Annotated in this window: 17 protein-coding genes and 1 pseudogene; 10 read left to right on the top strand and 8 right to left on the bottom strand. The window is 38.5% G+C overall.

Annotated elements, in window-relative coordinates; genetic code table 11:
• Positions 1 to 257 precede the first annotated feature (257 nt).
• The 3 genes from H9X96_RS21985 to H9X96_RS21975 all read left to right on the top strand — a co-directional run bounded on the left by H9X96_RS21985 (position 258) and on the right by H9X96_RS21975 (position 3,146).
• Positions 258 to 2,282, top strand: a complete 2,025-nt coding sequence (locus H9X96_RS21985; RefSeq protein ID WP_187668352.1) for a M3 family metallopeptidase — start codon at positions 258 to 260, stop codon at positions 2,280 to 2,282.
• 172 nt (positions 2,283 to 2,454) lie between these two features.
• A complete protein-coding gene (locus H9X96_RS21980; protein WP_187668351.1) occupies positions 2,455 to 2,868 on the top strand; it encodes a hypothetical protein in 414 nt (137 codons plus the stop codon).
• 29 nt (positions 2,869 to 2,897) lie between these two features.
• Complete coding sequence (locus H9X96_RS21975) at positions 2,898 to 3,146, top strand: molybdopterin-dependent oxidoreductase (RefSeq protein WP_222943963.1); 249 nt, start codon at positions 2,898 to 2,900, stop codon at positions 3,144 to 3,146.
• A gap of 318 nt (positions 3,147 to 3,464) precedes the next feature.
• On the opposite strand, the gene H9X96_RS21970 is transcribed toward H9X96_RS21975, so the two are convergent.
• Positions 3,465 to 4,679 carry an AraC family transcriptional regulator gene (locus H9X96_RS21970; RefSeq protein WP_187668350.1) on the bottom strand — a complete coding sequence of 405 codons (1,215 nt, stop codon included), beginning with the start codon at positions 4,677 to 4,679 and terminating at the stop codon, positions 3,465 to 3,467.
• A 217-nt stretch (positions 4,680 to 4,896) separates the two neighbouring features.
• On the opposite strand from H9X96_RS21970, the gene H9X96_RS21965 reads away from it, so the two are divergent.
• On the top strand, positions 4,897 to 5,478 hold the full coding sequence (locus tag H9X96_RS21965) for a YceI family protein (RefSeq protein WP_187668349.1): 582 nt from the start codon (positions 4,897 to 4,899) through the stop codon (positions 5,476 to 5,478).
• 274 nt (positions 5,479 to 5,752) lie between these two features.
• On the opposite strand, the gene H9X96_RS21960 is transcribed toward H9X96_RS21965, so the two are convergent.
• The 3 genes from H9X96_RS21960 to H9X96_RS21950 form a co-directional block, all read right to left on the bottom strand.
• The gene (locus H9X96_RS21960; RefSeq protein ID WP_187668348.1) at positions 5,753 to 6,313 is read right to left on the bottom strand and encodes an HdeD family acid-resistance protein; all 561 of its coding nucleotides are present in this window, start codon (positions 6,311 to 6,313) and stop codon (positions 5,753 to 5,755) included.
• A 157-nt stretch (positions 6,314 to 6,470) separates the two neighbouring features.
• Positions 6,471 to 6,677: a hypothetical protein gene (locus tag H9X96_RS21955; protein ID WP_187668347.1), complete on the bottom strand. Its 207-nt coding sequence runs from the start codon at positions 6,675 to 6,677 to the stop codon at positions 6,471 to 6,473.
• 161 nt (positions 6,678 to 6,838) lie between these two features.
• Positions 6,839 to 8,467 (bottom strand): AarF/ABC1/UbiB kinase family protein, encoded by a 1,629-nt coding sequence (locus H9X96_RS21950; RefSeq protein ID WP_187668346.1) that lies wholly within the window; start codon positions 8,465 to 8,467, stop codon positions 6,839 to 6,841.
• A gap of 403 nt (positions 8,468 to 8,870) precedes the next feature.
• On the opposite strand from H9X96_RS21950, the gene H9X96_RS21945 reads away from it, so the two are divergent.
• Positions 8,871 to 9,638 (top strand): DUF2625 domain-containing protein, encoded by a 768-nt coding sequence (locus tag H9X96_RS21945; protein ID WP_187668345.1) that lies wholly within the window; start codon positions 8,871 to 8,873, stop codon positions 9,636 to 9,638.
• Positions 9,639 to 9,698: 60 nt separating this feature from the next.
• Complete coding sequence (locus tag H9X96_RS21940) at positions 9,699 to 11,438, top strand: amidohydrolase (protein ID WP_255431208.1); 1,740 nt, start codon at positions 9,699 to 9,701, stop codon at positions 11,436 to 11,438.
• 62 nt (positions 11,439 to 11,500) lie between these two features.
• Here the strand turns inward: H9X96_RS21940 and H9X96_RS21935 are convergent, their stop codons facing one another.
• The 4 genes from H9X96_RS21935 to H9X96_RS21920 all read right to left on the bottom strand — a co-directional run bounded on the left by H9X96_RS21935 (position 11,501) and on the right by H9X96_RS21920 (position 16,190).
• A complete protein-coding gene (locus tag H9X96_RS21935; protein WP_187668344.1) occupies positions 11,501 to 11,911 on the bottom strand; it encodes a VOC family protein in 411 nt (136 codons plus the stop codon).
• A 233-nt stretch (positions 11,912 to 12,144) separates the two neighbouring features.
• On the bottom strand, positions 12,145 to 12,531 hold the full coding sequence (locus tag H9X96_RS21930) for an RNA-binding protein (protein ID WP_187668343.1): 387 nt from the start codon (positions 12,529 to 12,531) through the stop codon (positions 12,145 to 12,147).
• Between the two features lie 522 nt (positions 12,532 to 13,053).
• Entirely contained in the window at positions 13,054 to 14,451 is a 1,398-nt protein-coding gene (locus H9X96_RS21925) for a serine hydrolase (RefSeq protein WP_187668342.1), read from the bottom strand.
• Positions 14,452 to 15,260: 809 nt separating this feature from the next.
• Positions 15,261 to 16,190, bottom strand: a complete 930-nt coding sequence (locus H9X96_RS21920; RefSeq protein ID WP_187668341.1) for a hypothetical protein — start codon at positions 16,188 to 16,190, stop codon at positions 15,261 to 15,263.
• A gap of 143 nt (positions 16,191 to 16,333) precedes the next feature.
• Between H9X96_RS21920 and H9X96_RS21915 the strand changes: the two genes are divergently transcribed.
• From H9X96_RS21915 to H9X96_RS21900, 4 genes and pseudogenes are all read left to right on the top strand, one after another.
• Entirely contained in the window at positions 16,334 to 16,540 is a 207-nt protein-coding gene (locus H9X96_RS21915; RefSeq protein WP_187668340.1) for a hypothetical protein, read from the top strand.
• A 98-nt stretch (positions 16,541 to 16,638) separates the two neighbouring features.
• Positions 16,639 to 19,344, top strand: coding sequence for a hypothetical protein (locus tag H9X96_RS21910; protein WP_187668339.1), 2,706 nt, complete (start codon positions 16,639 to 16,641; stop codon positions 19,342 to 19,344).
• A gap of 244 nt (positions 19,345 to 19,588) precedes the next feature.
• Positions 19,589 to 19,735: pseudogene (locus tag H9X96_RS21905) on the top strand (IS3 family transposase); the annotation flags it as partial.
• A gap of 147 nt (positions 19,736 to 19,882) precedes the next feature.
• Entirely contained in the window at positions 19,883 to 20,284 is a 402-nt protein-coding gene (locus tag H9X96_RS21900) for a zinc ribbon domain-containing protein (protein ID WP_187668338.1), read from the top strand.
• The last annotated feature ends 366 nt before the right edge of the window (positions 20,285 to 20,650 follow it).

Raw genomic sequence — 20,650 nt, 5'->3', positions numbered from 1 at the left:
ATTTTGATATAATTTGTGAAAATAATGTTATGTTTATCATCGAGAAAGGGGATTGTTTTTGTGCACCACAAAGGTAACTTTGTGTTAAAACTTCCTCTTTCCCTTTTTTGCGTTTAGGACGCTATTGATTCTTTATCTTCAACCTCCTGAACGAACAGCAGGCTATAATCTCCGTTACTTCATCATTTCGATCAGAGATGACCAAGATGCCCGGTAAATTCTTATTTTTATAATCAACTAACTATTTCCATAAAACTATGAGACGAATATCTTACCTCCCATTACTGGCCTTATTTGCAATCACCGGGGCTTGTAACCAGTCCCAAAAGAAAACTGCGGCGAGCAGCGAAGACTTTTCTTCCTCTAACCCATTTTTTGAACCCAGCAAACTTCCTTTTCAGGCACCTGCCTTCGATAAAATCAAAGACAGCGATTTTCAACCGGCTATGGAAGCCGGAATGAAAAAGCAGATGGAGGAAATACAAAAGATTATTGACGATACACAGGCACCAACATTTGAGAACACCATCATCGCCATTGAAAATAGCGGGCAATTACTTGGCCGTGTGAACCGGGTTTTCAATCTCCTGACCGGTGCAAATACCAATCCTGAACTGCAAAAAATTCAGGAAGAGGAAGCGCCAAAATTAACGGCAAACAACGATGCAATTTACCTAAACACCAAATTATTCAAGCGTGTAGAAGCCGTTTATCAGCAGCGCGAAAAACTAAATTTAGATCCGGAATCCAAAAAATTACTGGACTATTATTACCAGCGCTTTGAACTATCGGGAGCAAAACTTTCCGAAGCCGATAAAGACAAGTTAAAAGCATTGAATAAAGAAGAAGCGAGTTTGAGCACCAGTTTTGGTACTAAATTACTGGCCGCAGGAAAAGGATTAGCAAATACGACACAGCAGCCACCATTATCGGGAATGGCAGATCGCGCGGCCCGTGAAAAACTATTCAATGCTTCCTGGACTCGCGCCGAGAAAGGCGATGCCAATGATACAAGGGAAGTAATTTCCAGAATTGCACAGATCCGTGCGGCTCAGGCCCAGCTTTTAGGCTTTAAAAACTATGCCAGCTGGAAACTTCAGGACCAGATGGCCAAAACACCGGAAGCGGTAGCCAGTTTCTTTAGTCAGCTGGTACCAGCATCCACTGCCAAGGCCAGCGCAGAAGCAAAAGACATACAGGCGGTCATCGACCAGCAAAAAGGTGGTTTTAAATTGGCCCCATGGGATTGGAACTTCTATGCCGAACAAGTGCGTAAGGCGAAATATGACCTGGATGAAAACGAAATCAAGCCTTACTTTGAGCTGGATACCGTATTAGAAAAAGGAGTGTTTTATGCCGCAAATCAATTGTATGGCATCACCTTTAAAGAACGTAAAGATCTTCCAGTATACCAAAAAGATGTCCGCGTATTTGATGTGATGGACAAAGATGGCAGTCAGCTGGGTTTATTTTACTCCGATTATTACAAGCGTGACAATAAAAATGGTGGTGCCTGGATGGACAATATCGTTCCTCAATCTAAGAAATTGGGTACAATACCAGTGATTTACAATGTTTGCAATTTTACTAAACCTAAAGATGGCGAACCTGCGTTGATTAGTTTCGACGATGTGATCACGATGTTCCATGAATTTGGCCATGGCCTGCATGGATTATTTGCAGATCAGCAGTATGTGAGTTTGTCGGGTACCAATGTGGCTCGTGATTATGTAGAATTCCCATCACAGTTCAATGAACACTGGGCTACAGATCCGAAAATTCTGAAACATTATGCGCTTCATTATAAAACCGGCCAGCCGATGCCACAGCAATTGCTGGACAAGATTAAAAAAGCAAGTACATTTAATCAAGGGTATGAATTTACAGAAGCCCTTTCTGCTGCAGAACTTGATCTACAATGGCATACTTTAGCACCAAATCTACCCTTGCAAAATGTAGATCAATTTGAAACCAATGCGCTGAAGAAAACAAAACTAGACCTATATGAGGTGCCGCCTCGCTACCGTTCCAGCTATTTCTTACACATCTGGAGTAATGGCTATGCAGCGGGATATTATGCCTATACCTGGACTTCTATGCTGGAAAACGATGCTTATTCCTGGTTTGAAGAGAATGGTGGACTTTCCAGAGCTAATGGACAGCGTTTCCGTGATATGATCTTATCAAAAGGAAATACGGAAGACCTGGGCAAGATGTTCTATAATTTCCGCGGTCATCAGCCGGATATTAAACCGATGCTGAAAAAAAGAGGCTTACTTTAGACTATCGCCACAATAAAGATGTGCCACCTGGAAGGAGCATTCCTTCCAGGTGGTTCTCTAAATCTGAGGCTAATCAGCCCTAAACGAGTTACCTTACCATTAAACAACAGGCAATGAATGCGCTACCTCCACACCTTTTGGTTAAGAAATTACTGCTGATGTCCAACCTGTCATGAAAAAGATGATAGAAAAACATCCCTTTGCCATCAGAGGGTTTCATTGGGTCAACTTCCCGATTTTAGCTATTATGATCTGGAGTGGGTTGCTCATTTACTGGGCTAACGATCTTTACGCTATATCTATAGGCGACATCACTCTCCTTCACTTTTTCCCGGAATGGTTTTACCAGGCACTCAACATCGAACAGCGCCTTGCGGAAGGCATGGCCTTCCACTTTGTGTTTATGTGGGTGTTTTTCCTCAATGGATTATTTTACGTGCTTTACACTTTTATCTCTGGCGAATGGCGGTACCTGATACCCAACAAACACTCCTTTAAAGAAGCCTGGCAAGTTTTACTCCATGACCTCCACATTAGGAAAACCATTCCTCCTCATTCAGTGATTTCATCAAGGCCTACCATCTAGACAAACAAGCGGCGGAGAAATACATAGGCTTGGTTACTCCAGATGGCGAATATTACGTTGGTATTGATATGGAAAGTGCCATGCAGCCTCAAACGATCCTTTGCTATGAGATGAACGGAAAACCCCTACCCATGAACCAGGGCTATCCATTAAGATTGATTATCTCTGTTAAATACGGCATTAAAAATCTGAAAAGAATCGGAGTACTTTCTTTTAGTGAATCACGACCGCCGGATTATTGTTTTGAAAGAGGTTACGACTATTACGCAGGACTTTAACCTGACTCTCTATTTCACCATCCCAAGTCAAGAAAGGGCGTTAGGTACCCTCCTCATCAACATAAATTAACAGGGTTTAATAGGACTAGAAAAAAATCTTTCCAAAAAACAAGCGGCTGAAAAAATCCAGCCGCCTTGATTGAGCGTATTAATATAGTGATCGAAAATTTCTAAAACGGAAGCTCGAAATGATGCTGCGGCTAAACATCACGAAATACCACAAATTAAAGTCGCTACACAACCACTGGTTGTTTCAAAAGAGCATATTGAAACAAATTTTTCTATTTAAAAAGAAAAAAACAGGAGAAACTTAAAGGATTAAAAAACTGAATCATTGGTTATTAACCTGGTTTTCCGATATTCCTTTGGGCTATAACCAATTTTCTTTTTAAAAGCATTGAAAAAGGTGATTCTAGAATTAAAGCCCACCATTGAGGCCAACCCTTCAATAGAATAACGCTCCAAAATCTGCTGATCGAGTAATTCTATCGCATAATCCACCCGGTAATTGTTGATCAATTCATTGAAATTGGTTTTAAATTTTCGGTTAATCAGTACCGATAATACTTTTGGAGGGATCCCTGTATGCTTTGCAAAGTCAATAATTGTGATGCCTTTCAGCAGGAAAATTTTTTCTCGTTCTAATGCAAAGCGGATCTTTTCCAAGCCCTCCTCCATTCCTTTGATTTCCAATTCTACCGGGCTCACTTGCCTGGTGCTCAAAATGGCGGCTAATTTTCCAGCAGGGGGATTTTCTGGCAATTCGGTCTGAACCAGCATATTTTCTGGATAACCATAAACCAGTTGCGGTTTAAAATTGATGTAAGCATTGAGAAACAGTATCCCTATAAAAGCGATCAGGGAACAAATAAATTTTGGTCCAGAATACTGATCCTGGTTTTCTCCAAAATAAGTAAACATCATGAAACAAAAATTACTGATCATAATTGTTGTCATGGCCATTAAGGAGATGAAAAGCCAATTTTTCAATTGTGCTTTATGGATTAATTTCAGGTATTGCGGCTGTAATTTTACAACCAGGTAGAGGCAATAAATGAGGTATCCCAGCTGAATGGCCAATCTAAAAAGATAATGAAACGAAATAGGGATAATTCCTGAGCCGATGTAATTCAGTAGATCCTTATTCTTGAAAATCAAACTGGCAATTTCCCGCTTTTCGCTGATCGGCAAAATGTAAAATGGCACCAAATCCATAAAATGAATCAATGCGGGAAGAAAATGCAGGTAATCATACCTTTCCAAACCATCTCTGTTGGTCAGAGAATTCCTGATATAAAAATAAAAAAAAGGGGCATTCAAGTAAATCAAAGGGCTGATGACACGCAACAAATGCGGATAGTCTACGATAAATCCAGTATCGATCCAAAGGAAATAAACTAATAAAGAGAGGTTATAACAAAGCAGAGAAATGCCTAACATCCTATTTTTTAAGAGCTGATTTCCTGTTTTAAAAATTAAGGCCAGGCTATTGATTGTAGAAAGAGAGAGTAAAATTACGCACAATAAGTTCATGAAGAGTCGATTAACAAACCTCGGTTATGAATATCTTCAGGAGAGATCAATGAATTTAACAAATCACGAGGGCCGGCACAATATTATCAAAAAAATAGGGCTTTACAAAAGTCGATCTTTTTGTTCTTTTTGTTTTTCTTACCATAGGTCAATAACAATGCTGCAATTAATCCTTCTATTTGTATCAAATATTTAAAAACTTATCAAAAACAAAAAAATGAAAAGATTAATCTTAGCTGTTGTAGTCTTAGGTACTACCCTTTTTTCTTTTAAATCGAATGCACAAACGACTTGGGAAATTGACCCATCTCACTCTAAAATAGGTTTTGAAATCACTCACATGATGATTTCTGACGTAGAAGGATCTTTCAAAAACTTCAAGTCTACTATCATTTCTTCGAAACCAGACTTCTCTGATGCAGTGATTACTTTAACAGCAGATGTAAACTCTGTAAATACTGATAACGGTCAAAGAGATGAGCATTTGAAAGGTGAAGATTTCTTTGATGCAGCTAAATTCCCAACCTTGACTTTCAAAAGTACTTCAGTGAAGAAAGTTGGCGGTAACAAATACAAAATTGCTGGTAACCTTACTTTCCATGGTGTAACTAAAGCGGTAACTTTAGATGCAACTTTAAGAGGTTTAACCACTAACCCAATGTCTAAAAAACCTACTGCTGGTTTCAAAGTTACTGGAACCATCAAAAGAGCTGACTTTAAATTTGGTACCAAATATGGTTCAGCAATGTTAGGTGAAGAAGTGACTTTAACTGCTAACACTGAATTCGTACAAAAATAATATTGCTCTAATACAGGGGGAAGGAATGCTGCCTTCTGGAGTAAAAAAAAGTATTTATACTCCAAATCATTTTGCATTCAGTCATTTGTCACCTAAAAAAATCGTATTTATACTTTGATTTCAGGTATTTTAATTGTCTGCATAACTTTTATATTGTTATGTTTTTCCCCACAAAACAAAGCTCAAATACCAGGTTAAAAAAAATAGGCTATATCCAATCGGATATAGCCTATTTTTAATTGATTGGTATCTCTATTTTTCAGTGTGGATTGAATTAATCTTTAAGTTTTCTCAATCTCAGAGAAAGGTAAACCTGAAATATACCAATCACTATAAATGAGGCAGCGGTATAGAACACAATGGTCATCCCTGCAAAGATTGGGTTCCAAAGCATGATGAAAGAAAAGATCAGGCCTATCATACCCATTCCCAATAAACTGCCCCAGCTTTGTAAATGCTGTCTTTTAAGCTCTATTGACCATCCTATGGCCATAATTGAGCGGAATAGAATTGCAAAACCAACATAAAATGGAAGTACCAATAAAGAAATCTGTGGATTTGCGACCAGCATGATACCGATTAAGAAATCGACAATGCCACCGGCCAGCGACCAGCCCCAGTTGTCCAGCGACTTACGATTAGAAATCGCATACACCAGCTCCATGATTCCTGTAAAAAGAAAAGTAATTGCAAACAGCATAGAGAGGGTGATGTAAGACTGTAAAGGCGTCATAAACACCCAGATGCCTACTAAAATTAAGGCTAGGCCCAATAAGCCTAGTAAATACCAATATTTAACTGTCTTTCTGATGCTTCCTAAAACTTGTGTTTCCATAATATTGATTTTATATTTAAAACTTGATGTCTTCGCTAAATCCATAGCCATAATGACGAACAAATCCCATAACCAATATTTTTATGGTAAGTATAAGAAAGCGTCATCAATCACAATGACCGGGATTATGAGGACAACACAGCAAAAGGAAAATTGTTTATACTTTATGTAAATTTACTTGTTCCTGGGGATTCAACCCAAGCACTACGGTATCTTTTACGCTTGATCCACTGTGGTTTACCGCAGAAACCCCTGCAGGGTTCAGCATGGAAAGTTCAGCATCACCTAGTAAAGATTCCAGGAAATCGCCCACATTTGTGGTCAGGTCATTTTTATATTTATCGTTGCAAAATCTCTTTAACATCTACAGCCTCCTTTCTTTGTTTTAAAATAATTCATTTGCATCATTCATTTTAATGATATCAAGAGACGTACCAAATATCTAAAACCATCTTTTTCAAGGGCTTTCGGTTGTCAAAATTTCATATTTCTGACAAAAGTTCTTGTTTGAAATACCCTATGCTGCTAATTTTTCCTAAAAACCATAGGAAAAAAAATACAAAGGGCGAGGATGAAACTGAGCCCTAATCCAAACACGGCAAGGACTGGAATATCATGAAATAGTGGTGGCCGATCGGCAGCAATCAAAATCGCAGACCCGATGACTAAAGCCGACAGCAGCAATGCCATCACCAGTCTATTCATCAAATTGCCCATCATTTTTCTGGTTGGCTCCAATTGAGGGACTTCCTGAATCACCTTCAACTCCCCGTTATTCAGCTTGCTCAATACCGATTGGAATTCTTCCGGCATGGTTTTCATCGCCTCCGTAAGGGTTCTCAACAAGTTTAAAGCATTCTTTTTCATTTCATCCGGACTGAGTTTTCGCAAGGCAATTTTCAGAATATACGGCCGCAAGCTTTCTACAATATTCAAATCCGGCACCAATGCCCTGCCGATCCCTTCAATGAGCACAATGCCCCTTACCAGCAGGTAAAGATGGTCCGGCATCAGGATTTCATTTTGATTCAAGATCGCAGAGAATTTCGTGAGCACCTCTTTGATGTCCATTTCCTGGAGTGAAGCCCCTTCCAGCAGTGTAAAAAAACCGTGGATATCGCGTTCCAGCTGATGCTCATCACTTACATTAAAGCGCAATGCCATTCTTTTCAGCGTCATGATCAGTCTTCTGGCGTCCTGCGCCATAAAATGCGAAATAAAATCTTCCAGCATTTCTTTTTCAATCGGCATCATACTGCCCATAGAACCGAAATCAATAAAGGCAATCTGTCCACTTTGCAAGACGATCAGATTTCCAGGATGCGGATCGGCATGGAAAAAGCCATGTTCCAATACTTGTATCAGGTATAAATCCAAACCATTTTCTGCAATCTGAGCAGGTTTCAGTTCCATTTCAATTAAAGCCTGCTTGTCCGTAATTTTAGCGCCCTGGATAAATTCCATACAAAGGATATTGTCATTGGAGAGCTCTGGAAATACCTTGGCCAGGTAGATGGATCGATGTCCTTTAAAGTTCCTGGAGAAGCGCTCTATATTATCCAGTTCGTTTACAAAAGAAAGTTCATGAAAAATAGATTTTTCAAAGGCTTCGAGTACTTCCACCAGATTGATCCTACGGAATACTTCGCTGTAACTGATCAATACTTTGGCAATATCTTTCATGATCAGCATATCTGAAGTCACGATTTCCCGGATCCCTGGACGTTTGATTTTCAAAATAACATCTTCCCCAGTAAGTAAAGTGGCTTTATAGACCTGTGAGATGGAAGCAGAAGCAAAAGGCAGTTCGTCGATATGAGAAAAATAAAGCTCGGGATCAATGTTCAGGTCTTCCGCTAATAGCTCCTTTACGGCGATCGGCTTTGCCTCCACATTGTCCTGCAATTTCTGCAGTTCAACAATCATTTCTTTTGGTAAAAGATCTTCTCTGATACTGAAGGCTTGTCCGAATTTCACGTAAGTTGGGCCGAGCTCTTCTAAAGTCATCCGAATCCGCTCATAAACCGTTAAGGAGGCATATTCATTGTTGCTGTCATTATTGCTGTAGTTCAACAATTCGCCAAATCCATATTTCGCGAGAATTTTCACTAATGAAACGGTTCTTTTGAGTTTTTTCTTCTGGTTTATCATCATAGAATCTGATTTTTTTCGTTTAACAACAATCAAATATCTGGCCATTGTTTCAAAAAAAGCTTTAAATATTAGTGTTGTGATAGTGGTCGGATACTGTTCGGAAAGAGACCTGCCTTAGTATAGGGTTCCCGTAGGGTTCGGTTAGGGTTGCCGTAGGGTTGCCATAGTGTTTACTATCCAGACCCGCTCCGAACCCCATCCACCACCCCCAAATTAGCAGGTCTCATCCCGAGCACAATTAGGTCTTTTCTGTGGTAATTTCCAGTGTTTTAGTCCCAAAATACCTCCATCTCTCTAAAAAAACGAGATGATCAGCCTGCTGATTTTTCTTCAAAAGAAAACACAAAGACAAGCGCCCTATTCTCAGAGAAGCGCTTATCTTTGACAAAAAATATTCCTAGCTATGAAAAGTATGCTAAAATCCGCCTTCATCATCGGTCTGACTCTTTTTTCTTTGACCAGTTCTGCACAGCAAAAAATGCAAAGCCTGGAACAGCTCCTCAACACAACCGACCCTGCATGGCCGTTAGTTCAGAAATGGCTGGATTCTGCAAAGAATAAAGTTCAGGTATTGGAATGTGATTCAGCGCTCGCTAAAACGGCCTTGTATCAGTCACAGGTATCCACTTATGCGACTTTAGGTGCAGTAATTTACCATACTGGAGGAATCATGATCGACAATGGCTGGCTGAGGATTTTAGGATCAGGCAGTGCAAAACTGAGCCGTACTGTACCGGAATGGAATAAAGGGAAAAGTATTAAAGAATATGGTGAGCAGCCTGATTTCACCTTGGTTGCAGATGATGCGATCGGTGGTTTCTTTGCCATCAATTATGGTGCTTTTGGTTCAGATATAAAAAGTGTCTATTATCTGGCGCCAAACAGTCTGAAATGGGAATCTTTAGGTTTAGGTTACACCGAATTTCTTCGTTTTTGCCTGGATGGCGATCTTTCCGATTTTTATAAAGGATTAAGGTGGTCTACCTGGGATCAGTTTATTGCCAATCTGGATGGCAACAAATCTTATAGCTTCAGACCTTACCTATGGACAGAAGCAGGAATGGACATTGAAAAGGTAGCTAGAAAACTGGTACCGACAGAAGATCTTTATAGATTCAACCTCAGTAAACAGAAGGAACTGAACCCAGCGGGGGTAATTGAAAAACATTAAAACAATTTCTCTTCAGTAAATGTATAGCTATTAAGCAACACCTGTGTTAAATAAATATACATGATGAAGAATAGATACTATTTTCAACTGCTGGTCTCTGCACTTTTATTCAGCTGTCAGAGCAAGACGACAAGTGATCAAGGCGATGCCATTTATTTTGGCGGCCCAATTTTAACCATGGAGGATTCGGCACCTCATGCAGAAGCCATTGTAGTCAAAGACGGCAAAATTTTATTTACCGGAAAAAAGGCAGAAGCCGAGAAATATGTAGGCGATAAAACTGAACTTCATGACCTTCAGGGGAAAACATTGATGCCTGGTTTTATAGACGCCCATGGACACCTCACTTCCAGAGCAGGCATGGAATCTGCCATAGACCTGGGTGCCGCACCTTATGGAACGGTCAACTCAATTCCGGACATGCAGGCTACCATCAAAAAATACATTAAAGACCATCCTATGCCGCCAAATACCCCATTATTGGGCAATGGTTATGACGATGCCTTAATGGTAGAGCATACCAATCCAACCTTGGCGGAAATGGATGCCATTTCTGATACACACCCAATTTTAGCTTTACATGCTTCCGGCCACGTGAGTGTGGTTAATTCAGCAATGCTTAAATTTCTGGGCATTACTGAAACCGTTAAAGATCCTCCGGGCGGGCATTATGGCCGCGATAAGAAAACAGGAAAACTGAATGGAAAACTGGAAGAGAATGCCAATTTCATGGCTTTAAATAAGCTGATGACGATGCTGCCAGTGCCTAAAGTAAAACCAGGAGAAGAGTCTATGGCCATTCAAAATTTGATGAAGGCGCAAAATGAGTGGTTAAAATATGGACAAACTACGATCTGCGATGGTAGATCGATGAGCGAAAGCATTCCACTTTTAAAAGAAGCCGCAGCTAAAAAATTACTGATTGCCGATGTGGTCTATTTCCCGGATTACGATATCTACAAGGATAAAATCGATGATTTTAAACCGGAATACATGAAGTATACGGATCGCTTAAAATTAGGTGGCTTTAAATTTTCTTTAGATGGTTCGCCACAAGGAAAAACAGCCTGGTTAACCATTCCTTATTTGGTTCCTCCGGTAGGTGCCAGTAAAGACTATAAAGGATTTCCTGCTTTTACCGATGAGTTTGTATACAATGGCCTGAAAAAGGTTTTTCAGCATGGCTTTACCGCACAACTCCACGTCAATGGTGATGCGGCTATCGATCAAGCCCTTGGCGCCTTTAAAAAATTAAAAGAAGAGGGCGTTTACAAACCTGAAATGAGAGCCACATTAATCCATGTACAAAACAGCAGACCAGATCATATTCAAAAGATTAAAGATACCGGCGTATTGCCTTCTTATTTCTCTACACATGTTTACATCTGGGGAGACTGGCATTATACCAGCGTCTTTGGTCCGGAAAGAAGCCAGTTCCTAAGTCCGGCAAATTCTGCAAGAAAAGCAGGAATCAGTTTCACCATTCACCATGACTCTCCAGTTACACCTCCTGATCTGCTGACCGCAGTCTACGCTGCTGTAAACAGAAGAACACAATCGGGAAGAATCTTAGGACCAGATGAAAAAATTACACCAATGGAAGCTTTAAAAGCGATCACCATCAATGCGGCTTATCAGTATCAGGAAGAAGACCGTAAAGGCTCACTGAAAGTAGGTAAACTGGCAGATTTAGTGATTCTTGATCAGGATCCAACCACCATTGATCCTTTGAAAATAAAAGATATAAAAGTGACCGAAACGATTAAAGAAGGAAAGTCGGTTTACAAACAAAAAATATAAACCCTTGTCTAATTATAACAGCAGGGCCTTCTTTAACGGAAGGCCCTGTTTTGTTTTCCTGCTTATTTCATAGAATGGAATCCGATGGCATTGCCTTCTGAATCCATGCAAACGCCGCAAAATCCATATTCTCCGATCGACATTTTATCGTTCAATACTTTTCCGCCGGCTGCAACTACTCTTGAAATTTCTGCAGCACAATCTTCACAGCTAAAATAAACCAGTGTTCCACCGAGTCCGGGCTTAAACATGCTTGATTTCACCAATGCACCACTGGTTCCAGGAGCAGCCATATCCCCTGGAAAAGACACCATTTCATAAGTATCTTCACCATCTTTTTCTATTTCCATACCTGCTGGCATGGGCATCGCTTCTAATTTCACTGCCAATACTATTTCGTAGAATTTTTGTGCTCTTGCCATATCTTCCACGTAAATTTCGGTCCATCCAAAGGGATTTCTTGCTGTTGCCATTTTTGTAGGTTTTAAATCGTGAATAATCTTTTTAACTACACTAAGTTCCACAAATTAACGCAAGGATTACGGGGTGAATTAAGACAAAAAAAAGGGGGATTTGAGTCCTTTTATTAGAAGATGCCCTTCAAATTTCGGATGCCTCAGCGAAACATTTCAAAACAAAATTTAGACCATAGCATTATGATAGTAGTATTGTTTTTTAAAAGGAATAAGACGTTTAAAATAATTTATTAGTTCTCTGCTCTGAAAGTATTTGATATTAATTTTCTTGGGCGCTTCATTTTGAAGGGCTCAGCAGCAGTCTGACTTGCATTACCTTGCAATTCCTGAGATTGAAAACGGTTTTCTCTGACTGTTCTCGGTTTCTCTGCTCTAGCTTCATCCGCTAGCTTAACGCTAATCTTTCTCCCTTTCAAGACCATACCATTGATGGCGGCAATCGCTCTATCGGCATCTGCCTGCTCTTCCATTTCGATAAAACCAAAGCCTTTATGTCTTTGGGTAAATTTATCGGTTAGCAGATGTATGCTGTGTATGTTTCCATGAATGCTGAATATATCCATCAGATCAGCTTCCTGGATATCTAGTGGATAACCCACCACAAATAATTTTACCATGATTTTAATTTTAATAATCCTGCGCTGCTTATGCAGCATATCCACTAGAGCTGAAACAAAAAACAGCATCAGCAGCTGATAAGGGCTTCTTTTAATAAATCGCAGCCGATCAGAATGGCCAGAAAGCAAAAAAGCCTTAGATTTCTCTAAGGCTTTCCAATGTACCGTATCTCCGGATTACTTTGAACATTTAGATCGTTTTTTAAGGCTTATTGAACCTATTATTAATGATTTAAGTGCCAAAGGTTTTATTTGAATTTGCCTTTACTCTAGTTGTTAATTAGGGCAAAGCTAGCGAAAAATAACCTTAACCGGACTAGTATTGAACCAAAAACTTGGAAGTAACGTAATTTATAGTTTTAATTATATGCTCTTCGGGCTTATGAACCTTAGTGTTAAAGTATGTTACTCTCTTAGCTTACTTTTTTATTGCAATTCCAGTTAGCTTAGATATCAGAAAATCACCATTTCTTTATAATGATTGGATACTTTACGAAGAGAAGATTTTGTATCGTCTTTTACTTACTTAGGAACCAAATCCACAGGCTTTAAAGCTTTCTCTGCAGCTTGAATACCTTCTTTCCAATTATTGTTATCCGGGTAAAGGTATGCCATTAACTTAAAAAGTGCTTTTGCTTTCAACGGTTGCTTATTCAACATTAACTCATAATATGCCCAGTTTGTCAAGTCCCATTCGGGAATTGAATATTCTGTCTGCTTAGCCTTAACCCTTTTGTAAGACTTCACCGCACTATTATAACCTTCTCGTTCTAAGATAGCTCGGAGTGTTATTACCGCATCAGGATAATTACCCCCATTTGAAGCCTTTAACTCGGGATAGTAGAAACCTGCCACTTCAGGAGCTAGATTCTCCGGCCCATCACTCTTTAGGTTAGTGAGCACCACAACCGCCAGGTCATGGTCAGGATAAATATAGAACCAAGATCTAGACCCGCCTATACTCGCCACGGCTTTAGGAGTCAGGTTCCGTTTTGCAACCCAGCCCAATGCCCAGCGCCCATAGCTCTTGTTGTTTAATTTACGAGGTGACCACATCAAATTTAGACTATTCCTGTCTTTTAACAACCGCTTCGTTTGCAGCGCAATAATCCATTTCCCAAGCTCTTCTGCGGTCGTATTTATCCCTGCTGTTGCTCGAAGTTCGGGGAACTCCTCCCACGTTCGCTCCAATGTCTTACCTTTGACAAAGGTCCCCTTCGTCTCTCTAGAATGTGCATAGGTCGGTGCTTTGTTAGAAATCACATCCTTGGAATCTCCAAAATTTGTTAGAGACATTCCTGCCGGAATGAATTGCCTGTCACGAACAAACTCTTCAAATTTCATTCCGCTGAGTCGCTCTATAACCTGCCCGAGAAGTACATAGTTAGTTTGGTTATAGGATGTCTTTTCTCCTGGAATAAATTCCAAAGGTCGTTCGTGAATTCTTAGCCATGCTTTATTGAATGTTAGACCATCTATATATCCACCGTTTTTTATATCCAAAAAGTCAGGAATTCCAGATGTATGATCCAGAAGCCTATAAACGGGAATGTTTTGCCAATCCGACGGCAAGTTGTCCAAATACGTTGATATCGGCTGCTCAAGGTCAAGTTTTCCATCCTCGACAAGCTGCATCACTGCAACACCAGTGAAAGCCTTAGTCGCAGAATTTATAGAAAACAACGTATGCACATTAACGGGAACGCTATGTTCAACATTAGCTAAGCCATATGACTCTAGCATCGTAACCTTCCCTGACCGGATAATCGATATTTGCAAGCCTGGTATTTCCCTGGTCTGCATTTCGCTCTTTATGAAGTGCGCAATCGAATCAAGCTTATCTTGAGCCTTAAGTCCCCCTACCGTTGAATTTAACATCAAAGAAACCACTAAAAATATTTTAAAAAAGCGTATGCTCATTTGATTTTCTTAAATAGACGTAACAAATATCTGTATGTTACACTAATTGGATACTCTAAAAAACCCTCATTTTTTGATCAGTTACAAAGATACACCCCTATAGTCTATACAACTTATAAAACATACCCTCCGATCAATAGAATTAGATCATGATTTCCTGCAAAAAAAAAGAACTCATTTCATTATTCAAACAGGATTTTTAGTTTTTAATAATGAATTATTGATAAATAAAATGACCAAAATAATTAGATATGGAAAGGTCTGCCAAAAATATATATAAGGAAGAGGAATTGAGTCAAGGGGCAACTGTTCCAAAAAATGCAACAGTTAAAAACCTAAAATACCTTTAGATATCATCTAAAGCCTCCAATAATATATTTTTAATAATCTTTCCCATATGGGAAAGATTTCTGTACCGTTTCTCCGGATTACTTTGAACATTTAGATCGTTTTTTAATGCTTATAGAACCTATTATTAATGATTTAAGTGCCAGAGGTTTTATTTGAATTTGCCTTTGCTCTAGTTGTTAATAGCTCAAATCTAATGAACAACAACCTTATCCGGACTCCCTTTGAACCAAAAATTTGGAAGTAAAGTAATTTATAATTTTGGTGGATGAGCCATGAGGAGTTCGCCCCATCGCCTAAACACCACATTAAGAAAATACAATAACTGAAATCAAGAAAACAAGCAAAGGACTCAATAGAATGAAATAATAAGATATATGATCAACTAAAGTATTCTTTTCTTCAGTAATTAAATCATCTTTTTTATCGGATTTGTTTTAAAATTATCTTTTTTCTCAGATTTAGAAGGAGTTCGTTACTGATAAAGTTGCATTTCGTGTTCTAGGTGTACTGGTATTACCATTGATCATATTAGTCTCAGTAGTAACAGCTAAATCCATCTTTAAAATAAACATTGTGGCCGGATCTAATACAATTTTACCTTCATATTTTTTAGCATTTGTTGTGGAACCCATCTTTTGTGGTAAAGGCTGAATAGGCTTGCCTTGAATAGGTTTTAGAGTAAAAGTATTGAGTTTGTTTTTGTTAAGAAATACTTGTTTGCTAACTAGTTTTAGCGTAAGATGATTACCTTCTTTACCTTCGATTGTGTAGGTGTTGGTGATCTCAGCTTCAGGTCTTACAATTGTCTCTTCCCAGGTCGTGCCTGGGGTTGTATTTTTAGGAAGTATGCTGCTAAAAAAAAGTCCTTGAACAATTCCTTCTTTTCCTAACGTAGGAAAGTTATCCTCCCAGATGTTTTCAATGTCTTCTTTCAACGCATCATTAGTTTCCCATTCACTTGATTTAGAATGGTAAGAAACTTTCTTTTTGAGTATTTTTAACTTGTTATTTACTAATCTTTCAGCCCCGTCTGTGCTCTCAAAAGTATTGTCAGAGTCATATTTCATAGGTCCTGATGGACCAGGTGCAGTGACTTCAATTCTTTTTAATTCCCGTAATAAGCTCAATTCGTTGTTCCTTTGTGAGAAAGAAGTAGACCAGGTTTGCTTATCTTTTTTTACGAAGTCACTGGATTGCATGGCTTCAGGTGCGCTTCCTCCTCCTTGAACAATAACTAGAGGGGTGGTTTTAAAAGCAGCTGTAGTGGTAATAACTTTTCCTGCATATTTTTCATACGGGATCTTAGTAGATTGTGCTTTTAAGCTTATTGGTAAAACCAATAGAAGAAAGACTCTGATTAAAATAGGGTTTTTAAGTACGAACTTCATGATGTTTCTGGTTAATAAGTTCTTATTATTTCAAATAAACAGTAATGATTCGATAATTACAACTGAATTTATTTGGTATTTACGAAATTATATAATTATATTTCTTTGGAAGAATATGGGAACGTAATTTAAAATTTAACGCTATGAAAAAGAAAACTCTAATGGTATTTGCTGTTCTGTGTTTATTAACCAGTACATTCACTATGGCAAGTTCAAAACTTACTCAATCAAGTTCTATTAACAATAAGAAAATATGTTTTAGTGCTGCTCTCCTTGATGGTAGTGGTAATCAAATAGGATACACTTTTTTTGATTGCGACTCAGGAGTCGCTTTTTATGTTTATTATTAGATTTAATTATTAATTAACCAATTAGTTTCCATATTATTTCAACTTTGTTCTATTCCATCTCCTTAAAATATATCCTTATAGTTTTTCTGCTCTTGTTGGTGCTTAAGCCAGAAATCGGCTGGTCCCAGCAAGGTATTTCAGGAACCATTAATATTTCCTCTCCTAAGGAGCTTCAGGAAAATAGCCAGACACCTAGCATTACTCTACGGATTCTTTCAAATAAAAAGGAATTGTTTTCAACCAAGATCATGAACAGTGATACTTCAATCCGCTACAATTTTCCTGTTAAAACCCTTATTCAGCTTAATTTATCCGGCGACCTCATCAAAACCAGAAAACTCTATTTACAGACAGATACTCTGGTTTCTGGCCAATCCATTAACATCCGAATGGAAAAAAACATCATAGAACTGGCAACTGTCGAAATTAAACAACAACAACGTTTTGAAGAAAGAAGTGATACGCTGCAAATTCCAGTGGATAGCATTAAGACAAGACCACACGCCAATTCAGGGGAACTATTAAATCAGATTCCAGGTTTCAATATCAGCAGTAATGGTTTGGTAACTGCTATGGGTAAAAAAGTTAATAAGGTAAAGGTTGATGGAAAGGAGCTATTTGGTGGTAATGCAAGAGCGACCCTTGATGCCATTAAATCTGATATGGTTCAAAAAGTGCAACTTATAAGTAGCGATAATGGAAGTGGACAAAACGACATCAACCTATTGCTCAAACAAGATCGCAAAAACGGAAAGTACGGAGAATTATCGGCATTGGCAGGGACTAATAGTCGACATACGCTAGGAATAAGAGTGAATTCGATTAGGCCAGGTTCCTTTTTTAATCTCTTTGTCAATGAGAACAATACGAATGAGCGTGCGATTTCTGATATGGACTACCTCTCTATGGTCAGTTTTAGTCTGGAGAATAACAATAGTGGTACACAAAAAATCTACTATGATCATAAACTGGAAAATCCTTTTGAGAATTTAGAACGCATCATGAAAAAGGGTGATTTTAATATCGGAGAGAATCATAATTTGACTGCTGGAGCTAACTTCAATAAATCAACGGATCATTTTACATGGAATAACTTCATTTTGTTTGAGAGACCCAATGCCGAATTTGTTAGGGCATTCAGTGCAAAGACGTTGATCAATCCTTATACACTTGACAAGCGTGGTCTAGAGCATAATCATCCTTTAGACAGGAATGTCTTCGGGGAAAGTACGCTAAAATGGAAACCTAATGATAACAATACCTTCAGTGGAAAAATTACTGCCAACACTAGGAATACTTCAGAAGAGAATACAAGTGAAAGTTTCAACACGATTAGGAATCAAGCGAATGAAGTAATTACCGAAGATCAGATCAATTTCAATCGTAACTACGAGAAACAAGGGACATTTTTACACCTTAAAGGAGTATGGGAGCACCGTTATGAAAAACCCGCAAATAAACTGACATTAATTGGCGGACTAGTAAATAATAGGTATAATATGCTCAATCAATACAGCAATTGGAGCGGTGATCCTTTTACCACGATAAATAATAATAAAATCAATCAGGTTTTTTTCGAGACTAACTATTATTCATCAATTAGCCAGAGCATTGTTCTATTACCAAAACTGCTCCTAGATCTTAATCTTACTACGGTAAATGGAGAATCACATATGAACACAAATGGATTCAATTTAAATCAGACGACCAGCCAATACAATATTGAAGCAACGGCTCTGACTGCAGAACAATTCAGAATAAATAAAACAACATTGACTGGACAAGCATTTTTGTATTATAAAACAGGAAGAGTATCAGCTGTTGCGAGCGCAGGAATTTTAAAGAACAATTGGGAAGTAGAACAAGAAGATTTGTTGTTGAATAAGAAAACCCAGTACGTTTTCTTCCCAAATTTTTATGCGAACTATTCTTATAATAGTGGTAAAAATAGTATTTCTGTTACCCAAACCACCGTTTTAGTAAATCCGTTAATGGAAAATCTTGTTCCTGTATATGATAGTACTTATGTTCAAAAAGTAACCTTAGGGAACTCTGGTTTGATTCCTTATATTCAGAAGAACTATATGCTAAATACATCTGTATTTATCAAGGGAATCGGATCTTTAAATGGACAGGTTTCCTATGGAAGAAATCAAATTCCAGTAATTGACGAAAGTATAATAACAGCTGGTTTTCCAGTAGAAACGTACACACAATCTGGGAATGGTGAGCAGGGTAATGCGATTCTTTCCCTGTTTAGATATAGTATGGAAAGTGCAGTAAACACAAACTTCATGCTCATTTATTTATGGAAAAAAGAAAACCAGAAATTTAATGAAGTATTGAGTGCGTTAAGTCTTCATACAATAATTATTAACGGAGGACTTAAGTGGCGTATTAAACCAGAACATCAGCTAAATGTAGACCTATCAATGACTTTTGGTAAGTTGAAGTCAAGTGTTTACTCATCCAATAATAGTAATTCTAGACTTTTTCTAACGTTGAATAATGACAATAAACTTCCGTTTAATATATATTATCAATTGAATACAAAGTGGTTAGTTTTGGACGATGGAACTGCCTTCCAATTCTTAAGACCAGTAGCCAATATCAGTGTCTCTAAATACCTGGGAAAGCACAATTCGCTTCGTTTAAATCTGGGAGTCGCTAACTTGCTAAATGTTAAAACCATAAAAAACATCAGGTCTACCATTGATCAGGTAAGTATCACTGAAGATCGGTTCCTACCACGTTATCCTTATTTAGGTCTTAATTTTTTTCCTGAGATTTGGAAGAAAAAATAAACAATAGAGTAAACATTGAGCAACAAATCTATAACCACGATTGAAGGAAAAGATGAACTTTTAGATAAAGCAAAAGAAATATTGGCAGCAATGACAAAATGAGTTCCCAAATGCGCAGACCTTGGCCTAAACCACAATGCCCCCCATAAATTGAGGGCATTGTGGTTATAGGGGATTTAATCAGCAGCATCTTAACAGGAGAACCTACAAAAAGATGCTATAAAGACCTACTTCTAAAAGAATACCCCTGTCGGACAAAGAGCAAGTAGCGCGCATCGTTTTCGAATATATTGAAACTTGGTATAACCGTAAAAGACTACATTCTGCTCTGGGCTACTTGTCCCCAGAGGAGTTTGGAAGAAACTTAAATAAACAAAATATTGCAGCTTAACCGAATGTCTACTTTATTGTTGCAATTCCAAACTGCCGCTACGCAGGATTAATTAGAGTCCCCGCCCTAAAAGATTTACCAGAAAAGTATGTAAAGGGCATCCATAAGCCAATAATCACCGAAGCTGACTACTGGACCGCAAACAAAATGCTCAGCAACAAACGACCGGAAAAAGTACGTCCCGACGAAGACTTCCCCTTAAGAGGTGTTTTAAAATGCTGGTGCGGACAAAGTATGACTGCGGGATGGTCAAAAGGCAGAAAACAATATTACCTGTACTATAGATGCCATATTCATAACAATGTAAATGTACCAGGTAGATTATTGCATGAACAATTTGACGAAGTCCTTAAAGACATTTGCTTTGAACCGCAGCAGGTAGAATTTCTACAGCTCGCAGCCAAAGCACTACTAGCTGAACCTCTAAAACAAAAGCAGGAAAGATTAAAAGAAAAACTGAATGCCATCAGCGCAATTAACGCCAAAGTTCTAGAGCTGGAAGAGAAATTCATGAATAATCAGATCGAGAACACAACTTATCAGACTTGATTTAAGAAATACAAAGAAGAAAAAGCAACCTTGGAAATGAGCCTAAATGGAAATCCTAAATCAAAAATAGAAATTGACAGTCTGATTGATCGGGTTCTGCCGGCTCTTACCAACCTTTTTGAGATCTATGAAAAATGTAACATCTTCCAAAAACATGCTATTGTAAGGGGGGTGTTCAAAGACAATCTGGTATGGGCAGGGGGTTTACTTAGAACCGCTTTCATTGACCCCACCTTCAGGGATCAAGCGGAATTCTTGGGGGGAAGGAAGTTTAAGCATAGATTTTAGAAAGTCTGAACAGAAAGAATTTGACATCTCTTACGCCCCTGGAAGTAGCCCTGAAAGCTTTCACTTTTGCATTGAAAG

The organism is Pedobacter sp. N36a, assembly GCF_014472395.1.
GTDB lineage: Bacteria > Bacteroidota > Bacteroidia > Sphingobacteriales > Sphingobacteriaceae > Pedobacter.
This window is presented reverse-complemented; position numbering and strand designations above follow the sequence as displayed.

Excerpts from the sequence above, each read along its gene's own strand:
- H9X96_RS21960 (WP_187668348.1), bottom strand. The coding sequence starts at position 6,313 with ATGGAAACACAAGTTTTAGGAAGCATCAGAAAGACAGTTAAATATTGG.
- H9X96_RS21935 (WP_187668344.1), bottom strand. The coding sequence starts at position 11,911 with ATGGCAACAGCAAGAAATCCCTTTGGATGGACCGAAATTTACGTGGAA.
- H9X96_RS21950 (WP_187668346.1), bottom strand. The coding sequence starts at position 8,467 with ATGATGATAAACCAGAAGAAAAAACTCAAAAGAACCGTTTCATTAGTG.
- H9X96_RS21945 (WP_187668345.1), top strand. The coding sequence starts at position 8,871 with ATGAAAAGTATGCTAAAATCCGCCTTCATCATCGGTCTGACTCTTTTT.
- H9X96_RS21955 (WP_187668347.1), bottom strand. The coding sequence starts at position 6,677 with ATGTTAAAGAGATTTTGCAACGATAAATATAAAAATGACCTGACCACA.
- H9X96_RS21980 (WP_187668351.1), top strand. The coding sequence starts at position 2,455 with ATGAAAAAGATGATAGAAAAACATCCCTTTGCCATCAGAGGGTTTCAT.
- H9X96_RS21915 (WP_187668340.1), top strand. The coding sequence starts at position 16,334 with ATGAAAAAGAAAACTCTAATGGTATTTGCTGTTCTGTGTTTATTAACC.
- H9X96_RS21985 (WP_187668352.1), top strand. The coding sequence starts at position 258 with ATGAGACGAATATCTTACCTCCCATTACTGGCCTTATTTGCAATCACC.
- H9X96_RS21925 (WP_187668342.1), bottom strand. The coding sequence starts at position 14,451 with ATGAGCATACGCTTTTTTAAAATATTTTTAGTGGTTTCTTTGATGTTA.
- H9X96_RS21940 (WP_255431208.1), top strand. The coding sequence starts at position 9,699 with ATGATGAAGAATAGATACTATTTTCAACTGCTGGTCTCTGCACTTTTA.
- H9X96_RS21900 (WP_187668338.1), top strand. The coding sequence starts at position 19,883 with ATGCTCAGCAACAAACGACCGGAAAAAGTACGTCCCGACGAAGACTTC.
- H9X96_RS21970 (WP_187668350.1), bottom strand. The coding sequence starts at position 4,679 with ATGAACTTATTGTGCGTAATTTTACTCTCTCTTTCTACAATCAATAGC.
- H9X96_RS21930 (WP_187668343.1), bottom strand. The coding sequence starts at position 12,531 with ATGGTAAAATTATTTGTGGTGGGTTATCCACTAGATATCCAGGAAGCT.
- H9X96_RS21920 (WP_187668341.1), bottom strand. The coding sequence starts at position 16,190 with ATGAAGTTCGTACTTAAAAACCCTATTTTAATCAGAGTCTTTCTTCTA.
- H9X96_RS21965 (WP_187668349.1), top strand. The coding sequence starts at position 4,897 with ATGAAAAGATTAATCTTAGCTGTTGTAGTCTTAGGTACTACCCTTTTT.